Below are 16718 nucleotides of genomic sequence, written 5' to 3'. Positions count from 1 at the left end.
ATGAATCAGGTTTATACTCCTGAGCTTCCTTGGTTTCAGTCGAAATAAGATCAAACGGTGTTAAGCCATGTCCCGGGTTTATACGATATAACTTTAAGATGAGTGCTTTGTTTTGAATGCTATGGATTAAAAGTGCCTTGTTTCAACGATCATAACAATTCCTTAATCCACTTCCTTACCAGTTTTGCGGCAAAGCTGGGGATTCTGGACGGGGTTCAATGGAGATAGACCGCCCCGTCTGGTAAAAGCGGGGAGAACCCGTATCCGTTTGTTGGACCACGAAAATTAGATACAATCCTGGTTCATAATGTGCGTGTGAAAGGGCCGTCTGTGAAACCGGCTGAATGTATTGCTCATTGCGGGGAGAGGCAAAGGGCTGGGTCGTTGTGGTAAAACCAAAGGGTATCAAATACGATTTTTTCAGGCTACGCAGTAAGTAATACGAACCGGGGAAAGCCATGCCATTGGCAAAGCCTTCGCTGGTCAGCAAGGTAAAGTCTGCCGACGGCTGTAAAGAGATAGGGTAGGGTTTCCAGCGGGAAAACTCACCTTTGATCATGTCATCTGCATACGCATCGTACCAGGCCGGAGCCGGATCATTGATCAGGGGCTCTTTTACCGGTACCCGCGGGTACGTCCAGTTGAACTGCATGCTCAACAACTCATTACGCAGCCGAAGCGTATCATCATAAAAATACGAATAGCAGCCGAGTAGAATGGCTACGCCCAGTACACTCGCTGTAAGCCCAATGGCTTTTCGCACGGTAGTCGAGACCTGCATCAGTAGCCAGGTATACACCAGCATCGCCAACAATATCGTATAGATTTTGTACCGGCTGGTCATGAACGTTGCTTCGCCAAAACCCATCCGTCCAATGGCAACCATCACTGTCGTGCCGCCCACGAAGGCCAGCATGCCGAGTAAGAAAGTATCCAACGAAGTCAGCTTTGAACGCCAAGCCTTCCAGCCTAACTGCGTGGTCATGCCCAAAGCGGCTAAAACCAGCAGGGCTCCGGTGACTAGTACCACCAACGTCGATTTGCGGGGCCACAAGGGTTCCGCAACAGACCCGGAAAACAGCAGTACTGATCGAATGAAGGTCAGTACTTTATTGGGTACCGGCTGCGTAGGCTGCTCGGTTTTGTTGTAATACAGGAAATATAAAATCCAGAAAAGGATGCCCAGACCCGTCCAAAGCCAGGCTTTCTTTCGGGAAGAGCGAAGAAATAACAGGACTGCCCCGATGGGCCAAAGTAGCAAACCGTTGGTACTGGTAATACCCGCCAGTATTCCCCAAGCTATCGCCCAGCCCAGCGTACGGTGATAAGACAGGGCGTACAGTCCGCACGCGACCCAGGCAACGACACTGAAATTCTGTAAAGCGGCCATGCCCCAGTACATGTTTTCCCACTGCGAAAGATTGAACAGCAAAAAAGGCAGCGGCAAGAGATAAGCCAGCGAGCGATACGGTTGCAGGGCTTTCCCCCAGACTATCAGCAAAAGCAGCAGCGAGGCATTGCCCACCCACATCAGGTGCACGAAGTTGAGCTTGCCCGTGAGCGTGTAATCCAGGAAGGAAATGATTCGATCGTAAACGATCCGGTGCTCATTGTGCTGTCGCCAGAAGGCCTGAAATACCTGTCCCAGGGTTTTAGCCGACTCAACCCGTTCGATGAACGCCCGTAAGCCGTGATCATCCCACTTGGGAATATTAAGTGCGTAGGTATGAAGCAGGCTGAAGTACCAGAAAATGGGTACCAGACCGGCCAGCAGAGCCAGAAAAGCGATACTTTTTTTAAGGGACATTCCGGAAATCAAAGCCCGTGAGGGGCCGCTTCAATTACAGAGTTAAGGCTTGAACAATGGAGTCGGGATCGAGGTGAGAACGTTGCTGGTGATACGCCTGATCGCCGTACAACCCACCCGGATAGCCCTCGGCCCGTAGACTTTTAAACGATTTCAGCGAAAGGCCACGTTCGAGTACCTGTACTGATAATTGCTGAGCCAATCCACCAATGCTAACGTGCTCTTCAGCCACCAACACATGGCCGGCGGATTCGAGTAAGGTTGCTACTTCATCCGTAAGCTGTAAGGGCAGGGTAAGAGCCGTAAGTACATTCCATGGCTGACCCGATTGTTCCAAAGCCGTCAGTACATTCTGAGCCACTGGTCCCAGGGCTACTACTGTACCCTGAGCATCGGGGTACGTACGCAGAATGCGGAAGGAACCCGATTCACGTTCAAACGAAGGCGCATTTTTTCCGTAGCCTAATCGCAGATAAGCCGGACGTGCTTCCCGTACCATGCTTTCGATGCTGAGTTCCACTTCGTCGGCAAAGGCGGGTACCCAGCACTTGACATTTTGTAGCGGACTCAGAGCCGCCATATCTTCAATGGCGTGGTGCGAACTCCCCATGATCCCGTAGCCGTAGCCACCGCCATTTCCCACTAGAAAAACGGGCAGGTTGTGCAGACAAACATCATTGCGGAACTGCTCCAGACAGCGATAGACAATGAACGGAGCAATGGAATAACAAAAGACCTTGTAACCCCGGTAGGCTAATCCGGCGGCCATACCGACCATATTTTGCTCGGCTACACCGGCATTGATGAAGCGGGGCCCCAGCGTTTTCTGCACATTTTCAAGAGCGTTGTAACCTAAATCACCCGTAATGAATACGAGTTTCTCATCCGCCGCTCCCAGTTTTTCAATGGCTTCACTAAATTCTTTTCTCATAAGAATGTGTTTTGGGTTTAGAGTTTAAGGTTTTGGGTTTAGAGTTGGTGACGTCATTCTAAACCCAAAACTCCAAACACTAAACTCATAACGCTACTACTTTTTCTGTTGCGTAACCAGCGTTTTGATCTCTTCGGACGTCTGGTATTTCTTTCCGCCTTTACGGACGATCGTTCGGATGAACTTGGGCCGTTTTTTCGTTTCTTCAAAAATCTTACTGATGTACTCGCCTAGGAACGACAGCCCCATCAAGGTTAAACCGCCGAACAGCGTAATCAGGATAATAACCGTAGTAAAGCCCTGTGGGGTATCCGGTGCAATGAAATACTTGGCCAGAATCTGATAGAAAATGCCCAGTACGGAAAGTCCCGTGAGGGTGAAACCTGCGTAGCTCATCAGTTCCAGCGGTACGAAACTGAAGGAGAAAATGGCCTTTTTCGCCCAGCCAATGTTTTTCCGCCAGTTGTTGGTCGATACGCCAAACATCCGCTCAGGCCGTACATAGGGAACTCCCGTTTGCTTGAAGCCCACCCAGGCCCGTAATCCCCGCAGGAATTGCTCGGTTTCGGGGAGAGCGACCAGTTCTTTTACCACTTTCCGGTCAATCATGGAGAAATCACCGGCATCGCGGGGGATGGGGATGTAACTCAGACTTTGGAAAATTCGGTAAAAGAGTTTGTAGAACACGTGCATGTGCGGTTTCATTTCCCGCTGCACCCGCGTTCCGTAGACCACTTCGTAGCCTTCTTGCCACTTTTCGTAGAAGTCGGGAATAATCTCCGGTGGATCCTGTAAGTCACCATCCATCAGGACAACAGCATCACCCGTTGAGATTTCCATCCCACTGAGGAACGCCGATTGACTACCAAAATTCCGCGAGTGTGTGATGCCAATCACGTTAGGATCTTTAGCACACAACTCTTCCAGCACTTGTTCCGTATTATCGGGCGAGCGGTCGTTCACGAAAATGATTTCGTACCGCACCTTCATCGCATTGAACGTCTTGACGAGGCGTTCGTACATGTAAGGCATCGCCTGGGCATCCTTGTAACAGGCGATGATGGCCGAAATAACCGGATTCAGATACGGATTCTGGAAGGCCGGAATGATGCGTTCTTCGTACTGATGTCGCTCCTGCCAATCATAGGTGCGTCGTAAACCTTGAGCCAGCGTATACTGAGCTTCCCAGTTCAGATCCCGGCGGGCGGCTGAAGGATCGCCATACCACTCGGCCAAATCCCACTTGCGGTTTTGCATGGTGCCGTAGACCGCTTCCTGGTTGATCCCGAAATGTTCCTGTACGGTTTTGACGAGATCGGCGATGGTGGTTTTCACCCCCGAGGCAATGTTATAGGAATTACCACCAATGACGTTGAAGTCGGCCAGAGCCGCTTTCACAAAGGCGGCAATACAGTCATCCACGTACACAAAATCGCGGGAAATTTCGGGGGATACCAGCGGAGGAAGTTGTCCTTTTCGAACGTTCTCCACCAGACGTGGAATTAGCCGATCGGGTTCTTCCCAATCGCCGTAAATGGAATACAGCCGTAAGTTGACCGCTTTTTTGCGTTGTACCTGGTGGTAAAACTGAATCAGATACGCCGAAGAAACCTTCGAGACCGCATAGTGACTGTTCGGTTCAACCGGATCCGTTTCGGCGGGAGCTGTACAGTTAAATCCGTATTCAGAACTGCTGCCTGCGTGAATATACACGGTCTCCGGCGTACAGTTTTCCAGAATGTTTACCGTACCGATGACGTTGGTTTCGTAGGTAAGAATGACGTTCTGCTGCTTGGAGTACGCCCCGTACGCCGCCAGATTGAAGACGGTTTTGGGTTGCAGTTCATCAAAAACCCCCTTTACGGACGTGGGCGAAACAATGTCACAGTGAATGACATTCTCCGCCGGTACGTCGAGTAATTTCAGTCGCCAGGCTTTGCGGGCATCGTGGGTGAGGGTATACACGTCCTTGCGAACGGCAAAAATCTTTTCAAACAGGGCAGCTCCGATAAACCCACTGGCTCCATACACGAAGATGGGCCCTCGCAACTGCAAAATATCGTCACGTAATAATTCGGTCATTAGATAGGGTAGTTTACAATTTTCAGTTTTCAGTTTTCAGGAAGAAACCCAACTGAACACTGCAAACCGACAACTGTAAACTAAAGAACGTGTTCTACAGATAGTTGATACGCTTCGATGACGTCTTTTTGGGCCTGGGCGTACAGGTCCGCTGACATGGGTAGGTAGTGCCACTCCATGCGGTTTTCCATGTACGAGATGCCTTTGCCTTTAATGGTATTGGCGACGACTACTTTCGGCTTGCCGTTGCGTTGGGTGCGTAGCTGTTCAATCGTTTGAATGATCGTCGCAATGTCATGGCCATCGATCTCAACGACGTCAGCTCCCAACACTTCGTATTTGCGGGGGTCCGCCGAATCACCTAGAATATCCTGGGTGTGGCCAAATCCCTGCAAACGATTCCGGTCGATTAATACTACTAACTGATCGAGCTGATTGTTTACGGCAAAGTGTAAAGCTTCCCAAGTTGTCCCTTCATTGGTTTCACCGTCCGACATCAAAACGAACGTCAGAGCGTCCTCACCGCTGAGCTGATTGGCTTTGGCAATACCCGTGGCAATGGGCAGTCCGTGGCCTAGGGAACCCGTAGCAAAGGGAATGCCCGTATGTTTATTGGGAGCGGGGTGAGCCGGAAGCGTTGTATCATTTTTATAGAACGTCTGCAGGGTGTCGTCCGAAATTTCACCGAGATGATTCAGGCACGTATACAAAGCCGCTGCGGCGTGTCCTTTGGATAGGATGAAGACTTCCGAATCCCGCTTTTGTTTGACGAGCGATCCGATCATCAAATCAAGGCAACTCATCGAACAGCCAATATGACCCGCATTGGCCATTTTGTAGAGCTCGAGCGTCTTTAGTCGCAGTTCCCCGGCTAATTGTTTCAATTCAGTTTCCAACATGGAAAGTAAGGCTGGCAGTTGAAAATGGTTAATGGTAGTCAGGCCCGTAGAGGGCTTATGCTGAGGTCGGTACCGGAAGGCTTTTCGTGCGAAGCAACCTTAGTACCGATATTTAGAACGTTCAAAATCGAAAATCAGACGTTTTTGACCCGTTGATTTTTGCCAAAGATACAACTTATCCTGCTCAAGGGAGTCAATTCGTTGCCAATACGAGGCATCTTTCGGTAAGTAGACATTGGTCAGCTGAGCGTCCAGAATCGAGATTTTAATGTCTGCTGTGTACTCATCCGCTGATCCATAAACATCTTTCACACCGCTGGGGTACAGAATAGTGTCACCAGGGACGTACAGCTTTTTGATCTCCTGAGCCGCCGCCCAGTACGGATTTGCAATCCGGGCTTCCGAACGGTAGGTGTACTTGGGTGATCGGTCTTCGTAAATTTCCTGTAAAACCTGAACCAGCCAGCCCATCTGAGCGACGCAGGCCACACCCACAACCGCTTTACTCCAGAGCGGCAGGCGTCTACTTTCACGTAAAGCAATGGCAATCAGAATCAACGCATACGGAAAGGAGAAACCCCCGTAGCGTTGTGTAATGCCAAAGGTATGTCCGTTTTTTAGGGACATTACTACCAGAAAAGCGGTCGGTAAAAAGGTAAGCAGTACGAAAAAGACCAGTAAGGGACGTTCGGCCACCGCCCGGTTTTTGAACGCGTATACCAGCAGAACACCCGCCAAAATCATCGAACTCTGGAAAGCCAGGAAGGCAAAGGGCTGAGTCGTGTATAAAAAGAGGGATACGATGGTTAATACAATCGCAATCAGTGACCAGCGAAACTGTTGCTTGCGTTGGTACTGCCAAATGGCAAACAGGGAAAGTACCGTGGTAATCGACAGGATAATCAGATTTCGTTTACCACTCAGGCGGCTGGCCAGTCCGTTGCTCACCCAAAACTGATCAGCTAATACGGGAGCCAGTTTCTTCCAGATGTTCGGAAGAGTCGCCGGCGTAATCATGCCATCCGTCTGCGTATCCGCAATTTTTTTGTAAAGTTCTCCCTGATACTTCAGCGTATGTAGCGTGTATTCGCCGCCTTTGCCGGGTGACATCCACCAGACCATACCCAGTACCGGAAAAATCAGAGAAAGAGCTAAGCCCATCCAGATTCGCAAGTTCCGTACGTAGAGCAATACGTACAAGCCGTGAATACCAATCACGACAATGCCCAGGAAGTGACAGAACCATACCAGCCAGGCCAGCAATCCGTACCAGAGAAATCTGGTCCAGTGAACAGGTCTGGTGGAGCGAACAATATCCAGAAAAACGTCCGTAGCCAGCAGCGTAAAGAAGAACGTCATCGAATAGTTACGGGCCTGATGACTGTAAGCAACAAAAAACGGCTCGATGGCCATTAATAAAGCCACAAACAGGGCCATTCGATCACTCTTGAGGTGTTTTTGCGTGAACCGGAAGACCAGAGCTACCGTCAGAACGCTGAAAATGACCGAAAGCAGTCGGAGCGTAAAATCACTCATGCCAAACAAAGCCACCCAGGCATGAAACAGCACGTAGTACGCGGGAGAATTTCCGATGTCACTCCGATTGATGGCTTCGTAATAGTCGGCCATGTGCTTGGGCCGCCAGAAATCCTTGGGTGTGAAATATTTCTGGTGTAATTCTGGTTGATTGGCCCCCTCCAGCGGTACGCCCTGCGAAACCAGCAGGGTAGATTTTTCGTCGAAAAACAGACTGTAATCGCCGAGCGTATACAGTCGTAAACCGACCGCAAGAATAAGAATTCCAGAGAGAAGAAGGTAGATAGTGGGTCTTGACATGGCACCATGTATTCAGTCCGGTTAGACTGAATCAGCCGCGAAAATGATTAAAAACCCACAGTCCTGCAAATCAAGAATAGATTTGAAAGCAAGCTCATCCCCCAGTGCTCTTTCATAAAACGGGGTGTAAAATGGTTCAGCGAAAGCTTATTTCCGTAAAATCGTGAATTCTACCCGGCGGTTTTTTCGGCGGTTTTCCTCGCTGTAATTGTTCGTAATCGGGCGACTCGACCCGTACCCTTTACAGATAATCCGGTCTTCGGCAATGCCTTTAAAGACCAAAAAGCTCTTGATATGCTCCACGCGTTGCTGGGATAAAACCAGATTGGCGTTGAAATCACCCTGATTGTCGGTATGCCCTTCCATCATAATTTGCATGTTGGGATTTTCCTTCATTACCTGGACGAGTCGGCGTAATTCCGCGAAGGAGGCCGAATCTACTTCGGGCTGACTTTGCTCGAAATAGACCGTATTCATGACAATCCGCGTGCCTTTTTCCATGGGAACCAGAAGCAGGTTCTTACGTACTTCCCGGTACCGTTTTTCGTTCCGTAAATCCAGCTCTTCGCTTTGGGCGTAAAAGCCTTGTTTCGACGAGTTTAGACCGTACAGTTTTTTGAGCGGCAGAATTAATTTATACTCTCCGGTTTCGGGATTAAATTCCGTTTGAATACTGTCTTTTTTACCTTCCAGCACCTGAGCTATTACATCGGCTGTCATTGGTTTTAGGGTATAGGCATGTAGCACCGTACCCGAAACAATGACCACGGGTTCAGGTTTGATGGCTTCATTGATCCGAATCCGAAAAATATCTTCACCGCCGAGCGAATTCTGATCCGAACATAGGTACGCGTAATCACCCGAGGCGGGTACCGTAAAGTAACCATCCCAACCCGGCGTATTGATGTCCGGTCCCAGGTTTTCCGGTTCTGACCAGCGTTGCCAGCTATCGTCGAGGCGACGGCTTACGAAAATGTCCTGATCGCCGTAACCGGGCCAGCCTCGGGTACTGAAATAGATGGTCTTCCCGTCCGCCGCCAGAAAGGGCGAGCCTTCTTCTTCGGCAGTATTGATGTCCGGACCCAGGTTGCGGGGTGGGGACCACTGCCCATTTTTTTGCAGGAACGAAATGTACAAATCCCGGCTGCCCCGCGAATCACTGCGGTGAATGGCCATGAGCATCGTCCGCTTGTCGGGCGAAAGCGAATATTCGGTGAAGTAGCCATTTTCATCCCGTACTAAATCCAGTTTTTCAATAATAACGGGTTTAGGAAACGACCAGCCCGCCTTGCCTTTGTAGGAAGAGGAAATACCGAACTGCATTTCGCCATTGGGCATATACTGGTTGAGCAGCAGGGCCGTACGGGAATCCGCGGAAATGGAGCAGATGGCGTTGTGATCTTTGTTATTGAGCGGAGCCCCGATGTTCTGAGCCGGTTGCCAGACGCCGTTCAGGTTCTGGGAAAACCAGATATCCTGCCGTTTCATCGCCGGTGCTCCCGGAAAATCAGACATAGGGTCGCCCATATTATCGGGGTGATTCCAACGGGTAAAAAAGAGCGTTTTACCGTCCGGAGCAATGATGGGATTCAGTTCTTTCGCCGCCGAGTTAATGGCTGGCCCCAGATTCTCCTTGACCAGTTTCTGCGGCGAACGGCTGGCGGCTAGTTTGATAACGGGTTGGTAGCTTTCCGCACCCAGCGAAATACCGATGGCATCAATCTGGTTCATGCCCGGTCGGCGGGCGGTGTTTAGTACCACGCGAATTGCGGAGACCCGGTAGGGGGTAAGAGCGGGAAGTTTAATCGACCATATCTTTCCTTCGGTCGCTGGTACGGCTTCCGTATTAGAAAAAATTAATTTTTCAGCCCCTTTTTCGTCGCTGGCCCAAACCTGATGTACGCAGCCCGCTCCGAAGTTTTCAACCACAATCACTTGCCGGATGCGAGTGAGCGTATCGAAAGCCACTTTTACAAACTCCTCGCCCGAATCGGGTTGGGCCGGTTGCCAGGCAGCCTTGCTAGAGCCTGCGTAAGGACCCGTATTGGGTTTGCCCAACACCTGTACCGCACGGTACGCCGGATCATTACTGGCTGTTTCAGAAGAAACCTGTATGACTTTCGAAGCCCAGTAGATACGTTGAGCCTGAAGGCTAAATCCCCAAAAAAATAAAACTACTACTAGCCCAATCGCTCGTTTCATGAATCAAAGACGGTGATAAAAGGAGTAACCCTTCTGCAGAAATTAGGTGGTGGTACGCAGAAAATGGGTTGCTCCGGTACTTCTTAACGCAAAAGCTCAGACCTCTTATCTCTGTTCTTTCGATTTTAGTCGAAAATTAGAAGAAAACCAAAGTGAACGCCCGTGTCAACATCTATTTTTGTCTGGAAGCGGGAAATAAACTTTGTTTTTTTTCGGTACAGCTCTGGCTGTTGCAGTGAAAAGATGGGCCGAATGCCCCCTTTCAAGTTTCAAATAAAATCAAATAACCCCTTATGAGAAAACGCTTCATCAGCACGCTTGGGCTTGGCCTGCTGCTGGGAGGCCGTTTGTGGGCCCAGTCTGGCTATACCGACCAGGCGGCTTTAACCAAACGCCTTCAGCAACTTAACGCCCAGTACAAGAACCTAACTTCCCTGCAATCCATCGGCAAAACATCTACTGGAAAAGACCTCTGGGTACTCAGCGTCGGTCAGGGCGATCGCGGCAAAAAACCGGCGGTCGTGATTGTCGCCAATCTGGAAGGCTGGCACCTGGCCGCTACAGAATTAACTCTGCAAACCGCAGAAAAATTATTGAGCGGAGCATCTTCCGACAGCGTAGCCCGATTGCTTACGAGCAAAACCTTCTACTTTCTCCCTAACCTAAACCCCGATGCGGCGGCTCAGTACTTCGCTAAACTGAAGTATGAGCGTTCGTCTACGGCCCGACCCGTGGACGAAGATCGGGACGGTCGTGTGGATGAAGACGGTCCGGAAGATTTGAACGGCGATGGGCTCATTACCCAAATCCGAATCGAAGATCCGACGGGAACTTACCGCGTAGCCAAAGGCGACCCTCGCGTATTGGTGAAAGCAGACGCTGCCAAGGGCGAACAGGGTCAGTACCTGGTGTATACCGAAGGCATCGATAATGACAAAGACGGGGCATTCAATGAGGACGGCCTGGGTGGGATTCACCTCAATAAAAACTTTACGTTCGAATACGAGCCTTTCAAACCCGGTTCGGGTGATTACCCCGTATCGGAATTGGAAAACCGGGCTTTGATCGACTGGTTGTACGAGAACAAAAACGTGTACGCCATTCTAACATTTGGTCCTGCCAACAATCTGACCGAAGCCTACAAGTTTGATCCGATGAAGGCCAATCAGCGGGTCGTAAAAGGCTGGCAGGCGAAAGATGTGGCCGTCAACGAATACGTGAGCAAGCTGTACACGGCGACTGGACTGAAAGACGCTCCGAGCTTACCGTCTACGAAAGGCGACTTCCCTTCCTGGGCGTATTATCATTTCGGGAAACTGAGTTTCTCAACGCCCGGCTGGTGGATGCCCAAGGATACTGCTCGGGCGGGCAGTCCTCGTCCGGCCGGAGCTACGCCAGTACCCGGTGGACGGCCCGGTATGGGAGCTGGTCGCGGAGCCGCTGCGAGTCCGGCCCTAGGTTCAGAAGAAGACGTAGAACTGCTGAAATGGGCGAAAGCTAATAATATCGAAGCGTTTGTGGAATGGAAGGAAATTAAACACCCTGATTTTCCTGGTAAGAAAGTGGAAGTCGGTGGATTGGTACCTTTCGTCAAATGGAACCCACCCGTAGCTATGCTGACGCCGGCGGCCGAAAAACACGCCAGTTTTCTCTTGAGCGTAGCCAAAGCCATGCCCGAAGTAGAGATCGTGAATGTACAAACGGAAACGCTGTCGCCAGGTCTGAACCGTATTACGGTGGATGTGCACAACAAGGGTTTACTGCCGACGCACTCCGAACTGGGTAACCGGGTGAAATACGAAGACCGTCTGAAAATTGTGGCGACACCCGCCAAAAATCAGAAGCTGGTGTCGGGTCGTACGCATCAGCTGGTCCGCACCGCGATTGCCGGTAACGGCGTCGAGCAACTGACCTGGCTGGTATCGGGTACGGGAACATTCACCATCGAAGCTTCATCGGCACCGGCAGGTTCATCCAAAGTTACTGTTAATCTGAAATAAGGAGGGGCGTTTGCGGCGGTTTGACTAGCGTTTGAGAAGGTTTAAGTTGGTTTCAGGTAGTTTGAAAAAGGGTTTGTTCATGTTTGAAAAGGTAGGATGAAGTAAAAGGAAGTGTGGTATGATCTACGCTTGAATAAGCCTTCAAACCGTATCAAACTAGAAACCCATTTAAACCAAAAACGTACGCAAACTAGAAACGCAGTCAAATCCAGACAAGCACTTCTCCATTCATACGCTATTTCCATGAAGAAAATTTTAACCCTTTCGCTGCTGCTGTCGGGCGTATCGGTGCTGGCTCAGCAGAAAGATCCCATCGGCATTCGGGCTATTGGTACGCCGCCCAATCCGAAAGTACAGGTTGCCTGGAACCGGTACTACGACTACAAAGGTCTCGTTGACATCATGCAACGCATGGTGAAAGCGTACCCGAATCTGGCGAAACTCGAAACCATCGGTAAATCGCAGCAGGGTCGCGACCTGTATGTATTGACGATAACGGACCTGAAGTCTGGCAAAAGCGATACGCAGAAGCCCGCTTTCTGGACGGATGCCAACATTCACTCCAATGAATTACAGGGCTCAGAAATGGCTCTGTACGCGGCTTGGTACCTGACCGAAAACCACGCCAACAATCAGTTTATCAAGGAATTGCTACGGGATAAAACCTTTTATTTCGCTCCGACGATTAACCCCGATGCCCGCGAGGATTTCATCTACAAGCCGAACACGGCCAACACACCCCGCTCGGGTATGACACCGATTGACGATGACGGCGATGGACTGGTCGACGAGGATAATTTCGATGATCTCGACGGCGATGGTGAGATTACGATGATGCGTCGGAAATCTCCCTATGGTCGTTTGAAAGTAAACCCCGAAGATCCCCGGATGCTGATTCCGGCAAAACCCGATGAAGCAGGTGAGTACGAAATGCTCGGGATCGAAGGCCTTGATAACGACGGTGATGGCCTCGTCAACGAAGACCGTCCCGGTAGCTACGATCCGAACCGCGACTGGGCCTGGAACTGGCAGCCCGATTACATTCAGGGTGGAGCTTATAAATATCCGTTTAGTTTGCCCGAGCCGCGAGTGATTATGGAATGGGTGATGAAGCACCCCAACATTGCCGGGGCTCAGAGTTACCACAACTATAGCGGGATGTTTTTACGCGGTCCCGGTGCGGCGGAAGACGACGTACATTACGATCCCGCTGACGTGCAGGTATACGATTACTTGGGCAAAACGGGCGAGAAAATGATCCCAACCTACCAGTACGGAGCCATTCACAAAATTCTGTATACGGTATACGGCGGAGAAATCGACTGGTTTGCTCTGGGTCGTGGAATTTTCATGTTCTCGAATGAATTGTGGACGTCCTATCTGTATTTCAACAAAAAAGGCGAAGCCAATGAACTACGGAACGCTCCCAATACGGAACCGTACGATTTTGACCGATTACTGCTACACGGTGATGCCTTTGTGGACTGGAAACCCTTCAAACACCCGCAGTACGGCGACATTGAAATCGGTGGATTCAAGAAAAATTACATTCGGAACCACCCCGGCTTTATCCTCGAAACGGATGGCCACCGTAATGCGGCTTTCACGATTTTCCACGCCAACCAGATGCCTAAAATCGAGGTGAAGGAAGTCGCGAAGAAAGAGCTGGGCAATGGTCTGACGGAAATTACAGCCACGATTACCAATAGCCGGATTATTCCTACACACTCGTCGTTTGATGTGAAAAACAAAATCAACCTGCCTGATTACATCACTCTCAAAGAGGCTCAGGTGGTCAGTGGTCTGCAAATGACGAATCCCGATGGAAGTGGTTACGGATACGGTTCTAACCCGGCTTTTGAAAGCTACAAAGAGCAGAAACTCAACCCACAAACGCTGGAGGTCGCCAACATTCCGGGAATGGGTTACGTTCGCCTTCGCTGGATTGTGAAAGGAAACCCGGCGAACTGGAATATCGAAGTCAACAGCCAGAAAGGTGGCCTGACGACGGCTTCGGGCAGTTTTACGAAGAAGTAGTAGGGATGGTTTGAGGGAAGTTTCAGGTTTGAGTAGTTTGAAAGGGTTTGAGGTTTAAATTCCCGATTCATGGAGTGTGAACCTTCCCCGACTCAAACTTTAAACGAATCAAACCTTTCTCAAACCTGATACTTTACAAAAGACGCTGTTCCTTCGGGAATAGCGTCTTTTTTTACGCCAGTTTCTTTGGTATGTGGTTTGACGTATGATCGGGTTTGATTAGTCTAAAGTTGGCAGGTTCCTGTCGATGCATGTTCCCCGCATTGCATACGGGGCTAATGGTATTGAACCCATGGAACGCTTTTCAAACTTCAAACCTAATCAAACCTCAAGCCCAACTCCCGAAACAATTTCCTTCCCACACCTCTTTATATGAGGGAATTGAACTACCCCTTTCCCATGGATACACTGACCCATATTACCATCGGAGCTTGTGTGGGCGAAGCGATTTTAACCAAAAAAATAGGTAAGAAGGCTCTACTCTGGGGAGCAATTGCTCAAAACCTGCCCGATATCGATTCGGTAACGAGTCTCTGGTTATCACCCGCTGAAAACCTGCTGGTACACCGGGGAATCACCCACTCGCTGGTTGTTGCGTTTCTGTTACCGGCTTTGCTGGCGGGGCTGATTCGAAGGTTTTATCCGCAAGTCTCTTTCCTTCGCCTGTACGGATTTGGGGTACTTCAACTACTGCTGCATGATCTGCTGGATTTGTGCAATTCCTACGGAACGGGTATTCTCGAACCCTTTAGTTCGCAACGATTGACATTCAATCTTTTATACGTAATTGATCCCCTGTTTACGCTTTCACTGGTAGTGGCGAGTATAGCCCTCTGGCAATTACGGCCGGAAGCCGCCAGTCGTCGGGTATGGTTGCTGGCAGGACTGATTCCCTGCGGTTTGTACACGCTGTGGACGATTGAGCACAAGCGACGCATCAACGAAGAAATCGAAGCCTCTCTGACAGCTCAGCATTTGCCGTACAGCGATTATTTCACCACGCCTACGCCTTTCAATGGCTTACTCTGGTACGCCGTGGCAAAAAGTGGTGCGGACTATCAACTGGGATATCGTTCCGTATGGGATCGGGGGCAAACGGCTTTTCATTACGTACCGAAAGGAGAAGAATTACTGACCCATGAAAATGCACAAGTCCAGAATTTGAAATATTTTTCACGGGGGTTTTATACCGTGAGCCGTAAGGAATCGGTCCTGCAATTCAACGTTCTGCGGTTTGGACAGATTCGGGGCTGGGAAAATCCAGACGCCGAATTCGCCTTTCATTTTTACCTGACACCCGGTTACGACAATCGGCTGGTCATGCAGCGGGGCCGCTTTACGGGCTGGACCTGGAAGAGCGTTCAGCAAATGTTCCGCCGGATCAAGGGCGAAACGGGTAACCTTGAGAAGTATTAAGTATGACCTTACTGGAAGAAATTGACTGGCTGCTCATTGGCGAATTAATCTACGGTTTGATCGTAGCTGCCACTTGTGTACGCATCATTTATGACACCCGGACCAGTACGAAAACGCTGGCGTATCTGCTCTTAACGGTTTTTCTGCCCGTTGTCGGCATGATTCTATACTTCTCGGTAGGACTGAACTATCGGACCCGTAGTCTGTACAGTAAGAAACTTTTCGACGATGATCAACTCCTCAAGAAGCTCTACGCTCAGATAACCCGGGTTACCCGTAATAACCTCGAAACGGACCATGAGGCCGTGCAGCAGTACCGCGAACTGGCGTATTTACTTCTCAACGATAACATCAGTCCGTTAACGGCTAACAATGACATCAAAGTCCTTCGCAACGGTGAAGAAACATTTCCTGAAATTCTGAAAGCCTTGCGGGCAGCCAGGCATCACATTCACATCGAGTACTACATTTTTGAGGATGATACCATTGGAAATGCGATCAAGGACGTGCTGATCGAAAAAGCCCGACAGGGTGTACAGGTTCGATTTATTTATGATGATTTTGGTAGCCGCTCCATTCGCCGCACATTGGTACCGGAACTGCGGGCGGCGGGCGTGGAGGCGTATCCCTTTTACCGTATTATATTCATCGCTCTAGCCAACCGACTGAATTACCGCAATCACCGGAAAATTATTGTGATTGACGGGAGTACGGCTTTTACCGGGGGAATTAATATCTCGGATCGGTATCAAAACCCCAATTCAAATAAGCTGTACTGGCGAGATACGCATCTGCGAATCGACGGACCGGGGACGTACTATTTACAGTATATTTTTCTCTGCGACTGGAATTTTTGTGCCGGACAATCGCTCATGCCCGAACCCGAGTTTTTCTGTGAACCCGAAGCGTCACAGACGAACGCTCTGGTACAGATTGCTTCCAGCGGTCCCGATTCCGTTCAGCCCAGTATTCTCTTTTCGCTGTTACAGGCGATTAATCTGGCCCGAAACGAAATCCTGATTACGACGCCTTATTTCATACCGGGAGACAGTCTGCTGGATGCCCTGATTGTGGCGGCTTTGAGTGGTGTAAAAATCAAATTACTCGTACCGGGCATTTCGGATTCCTGGCTGGTCAATACGGCCGCTCAGTCGTATTACGAGGATTTGCTGCGGGTAGGCGTGGAAATTTACCGGTACCAGAAGGGCTTCGTTCACGCCAAGACCCTCGTGGCCGATGGCTTACTGTCTTCGATCGGAACGGCCAATATGGATTTTCGAAGTTTCGAACTCAATTTCGAAGTGAACGCCTTTCTCTACGACGCTCAGGTGTCCGAATACCTGCGTAATATCTTTTACGAAGACATACAGGACGCTGAACGGCTCGATCCTAGTCAGTGGCTACAGCGACCAGTCTGGAAGAAAATGCTGGAAAAAGTAGCCCGCATGATTTCACCTTTACTGTAGGATAAGGGCTAAGTGTGGAGTGATCCATACTGATTTAGAAAG

10 protein-coding genes are annotated in these 16718 nt (G+C 49.9%); 4 read left to right on the top strand and 6 right to left on the bottom strand.

The genetic code is table 11. The annotated features are described in order from the left end of the window. Nucleotides 1–175 precede the first annotated feature (175 nt). The 6 genes from C5O19_RS10285 to C5O19_RS10260 all read right to left on the bottom strand — a co-directional run bounded on the left by C5O19_RS10285 (nt 176) and on the right by C5O19_RS10260 (nt 9757). On the bottom strand, nt 176–1807 hold the full coding sequence (locus tag C5O19_RS10285) for a hypothetical protein (protein ID WP_104711877.1): 1632 nt from the start codon (nt 1805–1807) through the stop codon (nt 176–178). 34 nt (nt 1808–1841) lie between these two features. Then, nucleotides 1842–2738, bottom strand: a complete 897-nt coding sequence (locus C5O19_RS10280; RefSeq protein WP_104711875.1) for a transketolase family protein — start codon at nt 2736–2738, stop codon at nt 1842–1844. Between the two features lie 96 nt (nt 2739–2834). Further along, complete coding sequence (locus C5O19_RS10275; RefSeq protein ID WP_104711873.1) at nt 2835–4820, bottom strand: GDP-mannose 4,6-dehydratase; 1986 nt, start codon at nt 4818–4820, stop codon at nt 2835–2837. 80 nt (nt 4821–4900) lie between these two features. Then, the gene (locus tag C5O19_RS10270; protein WP_104711871.1) at nt 4901–5719 is read right to left on the bottom strand and encodes a transketolase; all 819 of its coding nucleotides are present in this window, start codon (nt 5717–5719) and stop codon (nt 4901–4903) included. A gap of 99 nt (nt 5720–5818) precedes the next feature. Continuing rightward, a complete protein-coding gene (locus tag C5O19_RS10265) occupies nt 5819–7555 on the bottom strand; it encodes a glycosyltransferase family 39 protein (protein WP_104711870.1) in 1737 nt (578 codons plus the stop codon). A 147-nt stretch (nt 7556–7702) separates the two neighbouring features. Continuing rightward, nucleotides 7703–9757, bottom strand: a complete 2055-nt coding sequence (locus C5O19_RS10260; RefSeq protein ID WP_104711868.1) for an OmpA family protein — start codon at nt 9755–9757, stop codon at nt 7703–7705. A 293-nt stretch (nt 9758–10050) separates the two neighbouring features. On the opposite strand from C5O19_RS10260, the gene C5O19_RS10255 reads away from it, so the two are divergent. The 4 genes from C5O19_RS10255 to cls all read left to right on the top strand — a co-directional run bounded on the left by C5O19_RS10255 (nt 10051) and on the right by cls (nt 16676). Next, nucleotides 10051–11757, top strand: a complete 1707-nt coding sequence (locus tag C5O19_RS10255; protein ID WP_104711866.1) for a M14 family metallopeptidase — start codon at nt 10051–10053, stop codon at nt 11755–11757. A gap of 243 nt (nt 11758–12000) precedes the next feature. Beyond that, entirely contained in the window at nt 12001–13794 is a 1794-nt protein-coding gene (locus tag C5O19_RS10250; RefSeq protein WP_104711864.1) for a M14 family metallopeptidase, read from the top strand. A 399-nt stretch (nt 13795–14193) separates the two neighbouring features. After that, nucleotides 14194–15210: a metal-dependent hydrolase gene (locus tag C5O19_RS10245; protein ID WP_165795994.1), complete on the top strand. Its 1017-nt coding sequence runs from the start codon at nt 14194–14196 to the stop codon at nt 15208–15210. Between the two features lie 2 nt (nt 15211–15212). After that, nucleotides 15213–16676: a cardiolipin synthase gene (gene cls, locus C5O19_RS10240; protein WP_104711860.1), complete on the top strand. Its 1464-nt coding sequence runs from the start codon at nt 15213–15215 to the stop codon at nt 16674–16676. Nucleotides 16677–16718: the final 42 nt, after the last annotated feature.

Source organism: Siphonobacter curvatus (assembly GCF_002943425.1).
Lineage (GTDB): Bacteria > Bacteroidota > Bacteroidia > Cytophagales > Spirosomataceae > Siphonobacter > Siphonobacter curvatus.
Note: the sequence above shows the minus strand (reverse complement) of the source record. Positions and strands in the feature narration are given on the sequence as shown.

Bases quoted from the DNA above. Each gene is read 5' to 3' on its own strand.
- C5O19_RS10285 (WP_104711877.1), bottom strand. From the start codon at position 1,807: ATGTCCCTTAAAAAAAGTATCGCTTTTCTGGCTCTGCTGGCCGGTCTG.
- C5O19_RS10260 (WP_104711868.1), bottom strand. From the start codon at position 9,757: ATGAAACGAGCGATTGGGCTAGTAGTAGTTTTATTTTTTTGGGGATTT.
- C5O19_RS10250 (WP_104711864.1), top strand. From the start codon at position 12,001: ATGAAGAAAATTTTAACCCTTTCGCTGCTGCTGTCGGGCGTATCGGTG.
- C5O19_RS10265 (WP_104711870.1), bottom strand. From the start codon at position 7,555: ATGTCAAGACCCACTATCTACCTTCTTCTCTCTGGAATTCTTATTCTT.
- C5O19_RS10275 (WP_104711873.1), bottom strand. From the start codon at position 4,820: ATGACCGAATTATTACGTGACGATATTTTGCAGTTGCGAGGGCCCATC.
- C5O19_RS10245 (WP_165795994.1), top strand. From the start codon at position 14,194: ATGGATACACTGACCCATATTACCATCGGAGCTTGTGTGGGCGAAGCG.
- C5O19_RS10270 (WP_104711871.1), bottom strand. From the start codon at position 5,719: ATGTTGGAAACTGAATTGAAACAATTAGCCGGGGAACTGCGACTAAAG.
- C5O19_RS10280 (WP_104711875.1), bottom strand. From the start codon at position 2,738: ATGAGAAAAGAATTTAGTGAAGCCATTGAAAAACTGGGAGCGGCGGAT.
- C5O19_RS10255 (WP_104711866.1), top strand. From the start codon at position 10,051: ATGAGAAAACGCTTCATCAGCACGCTTGGGCTTGGCCTGCTGCTGGGA.
- cls (WP_104711860.1), top strand. From the start codon at position 15,213: ATGACCTTACTGGAAGAAATTGACTGGCTGCTCATTGGCGAATTAATC.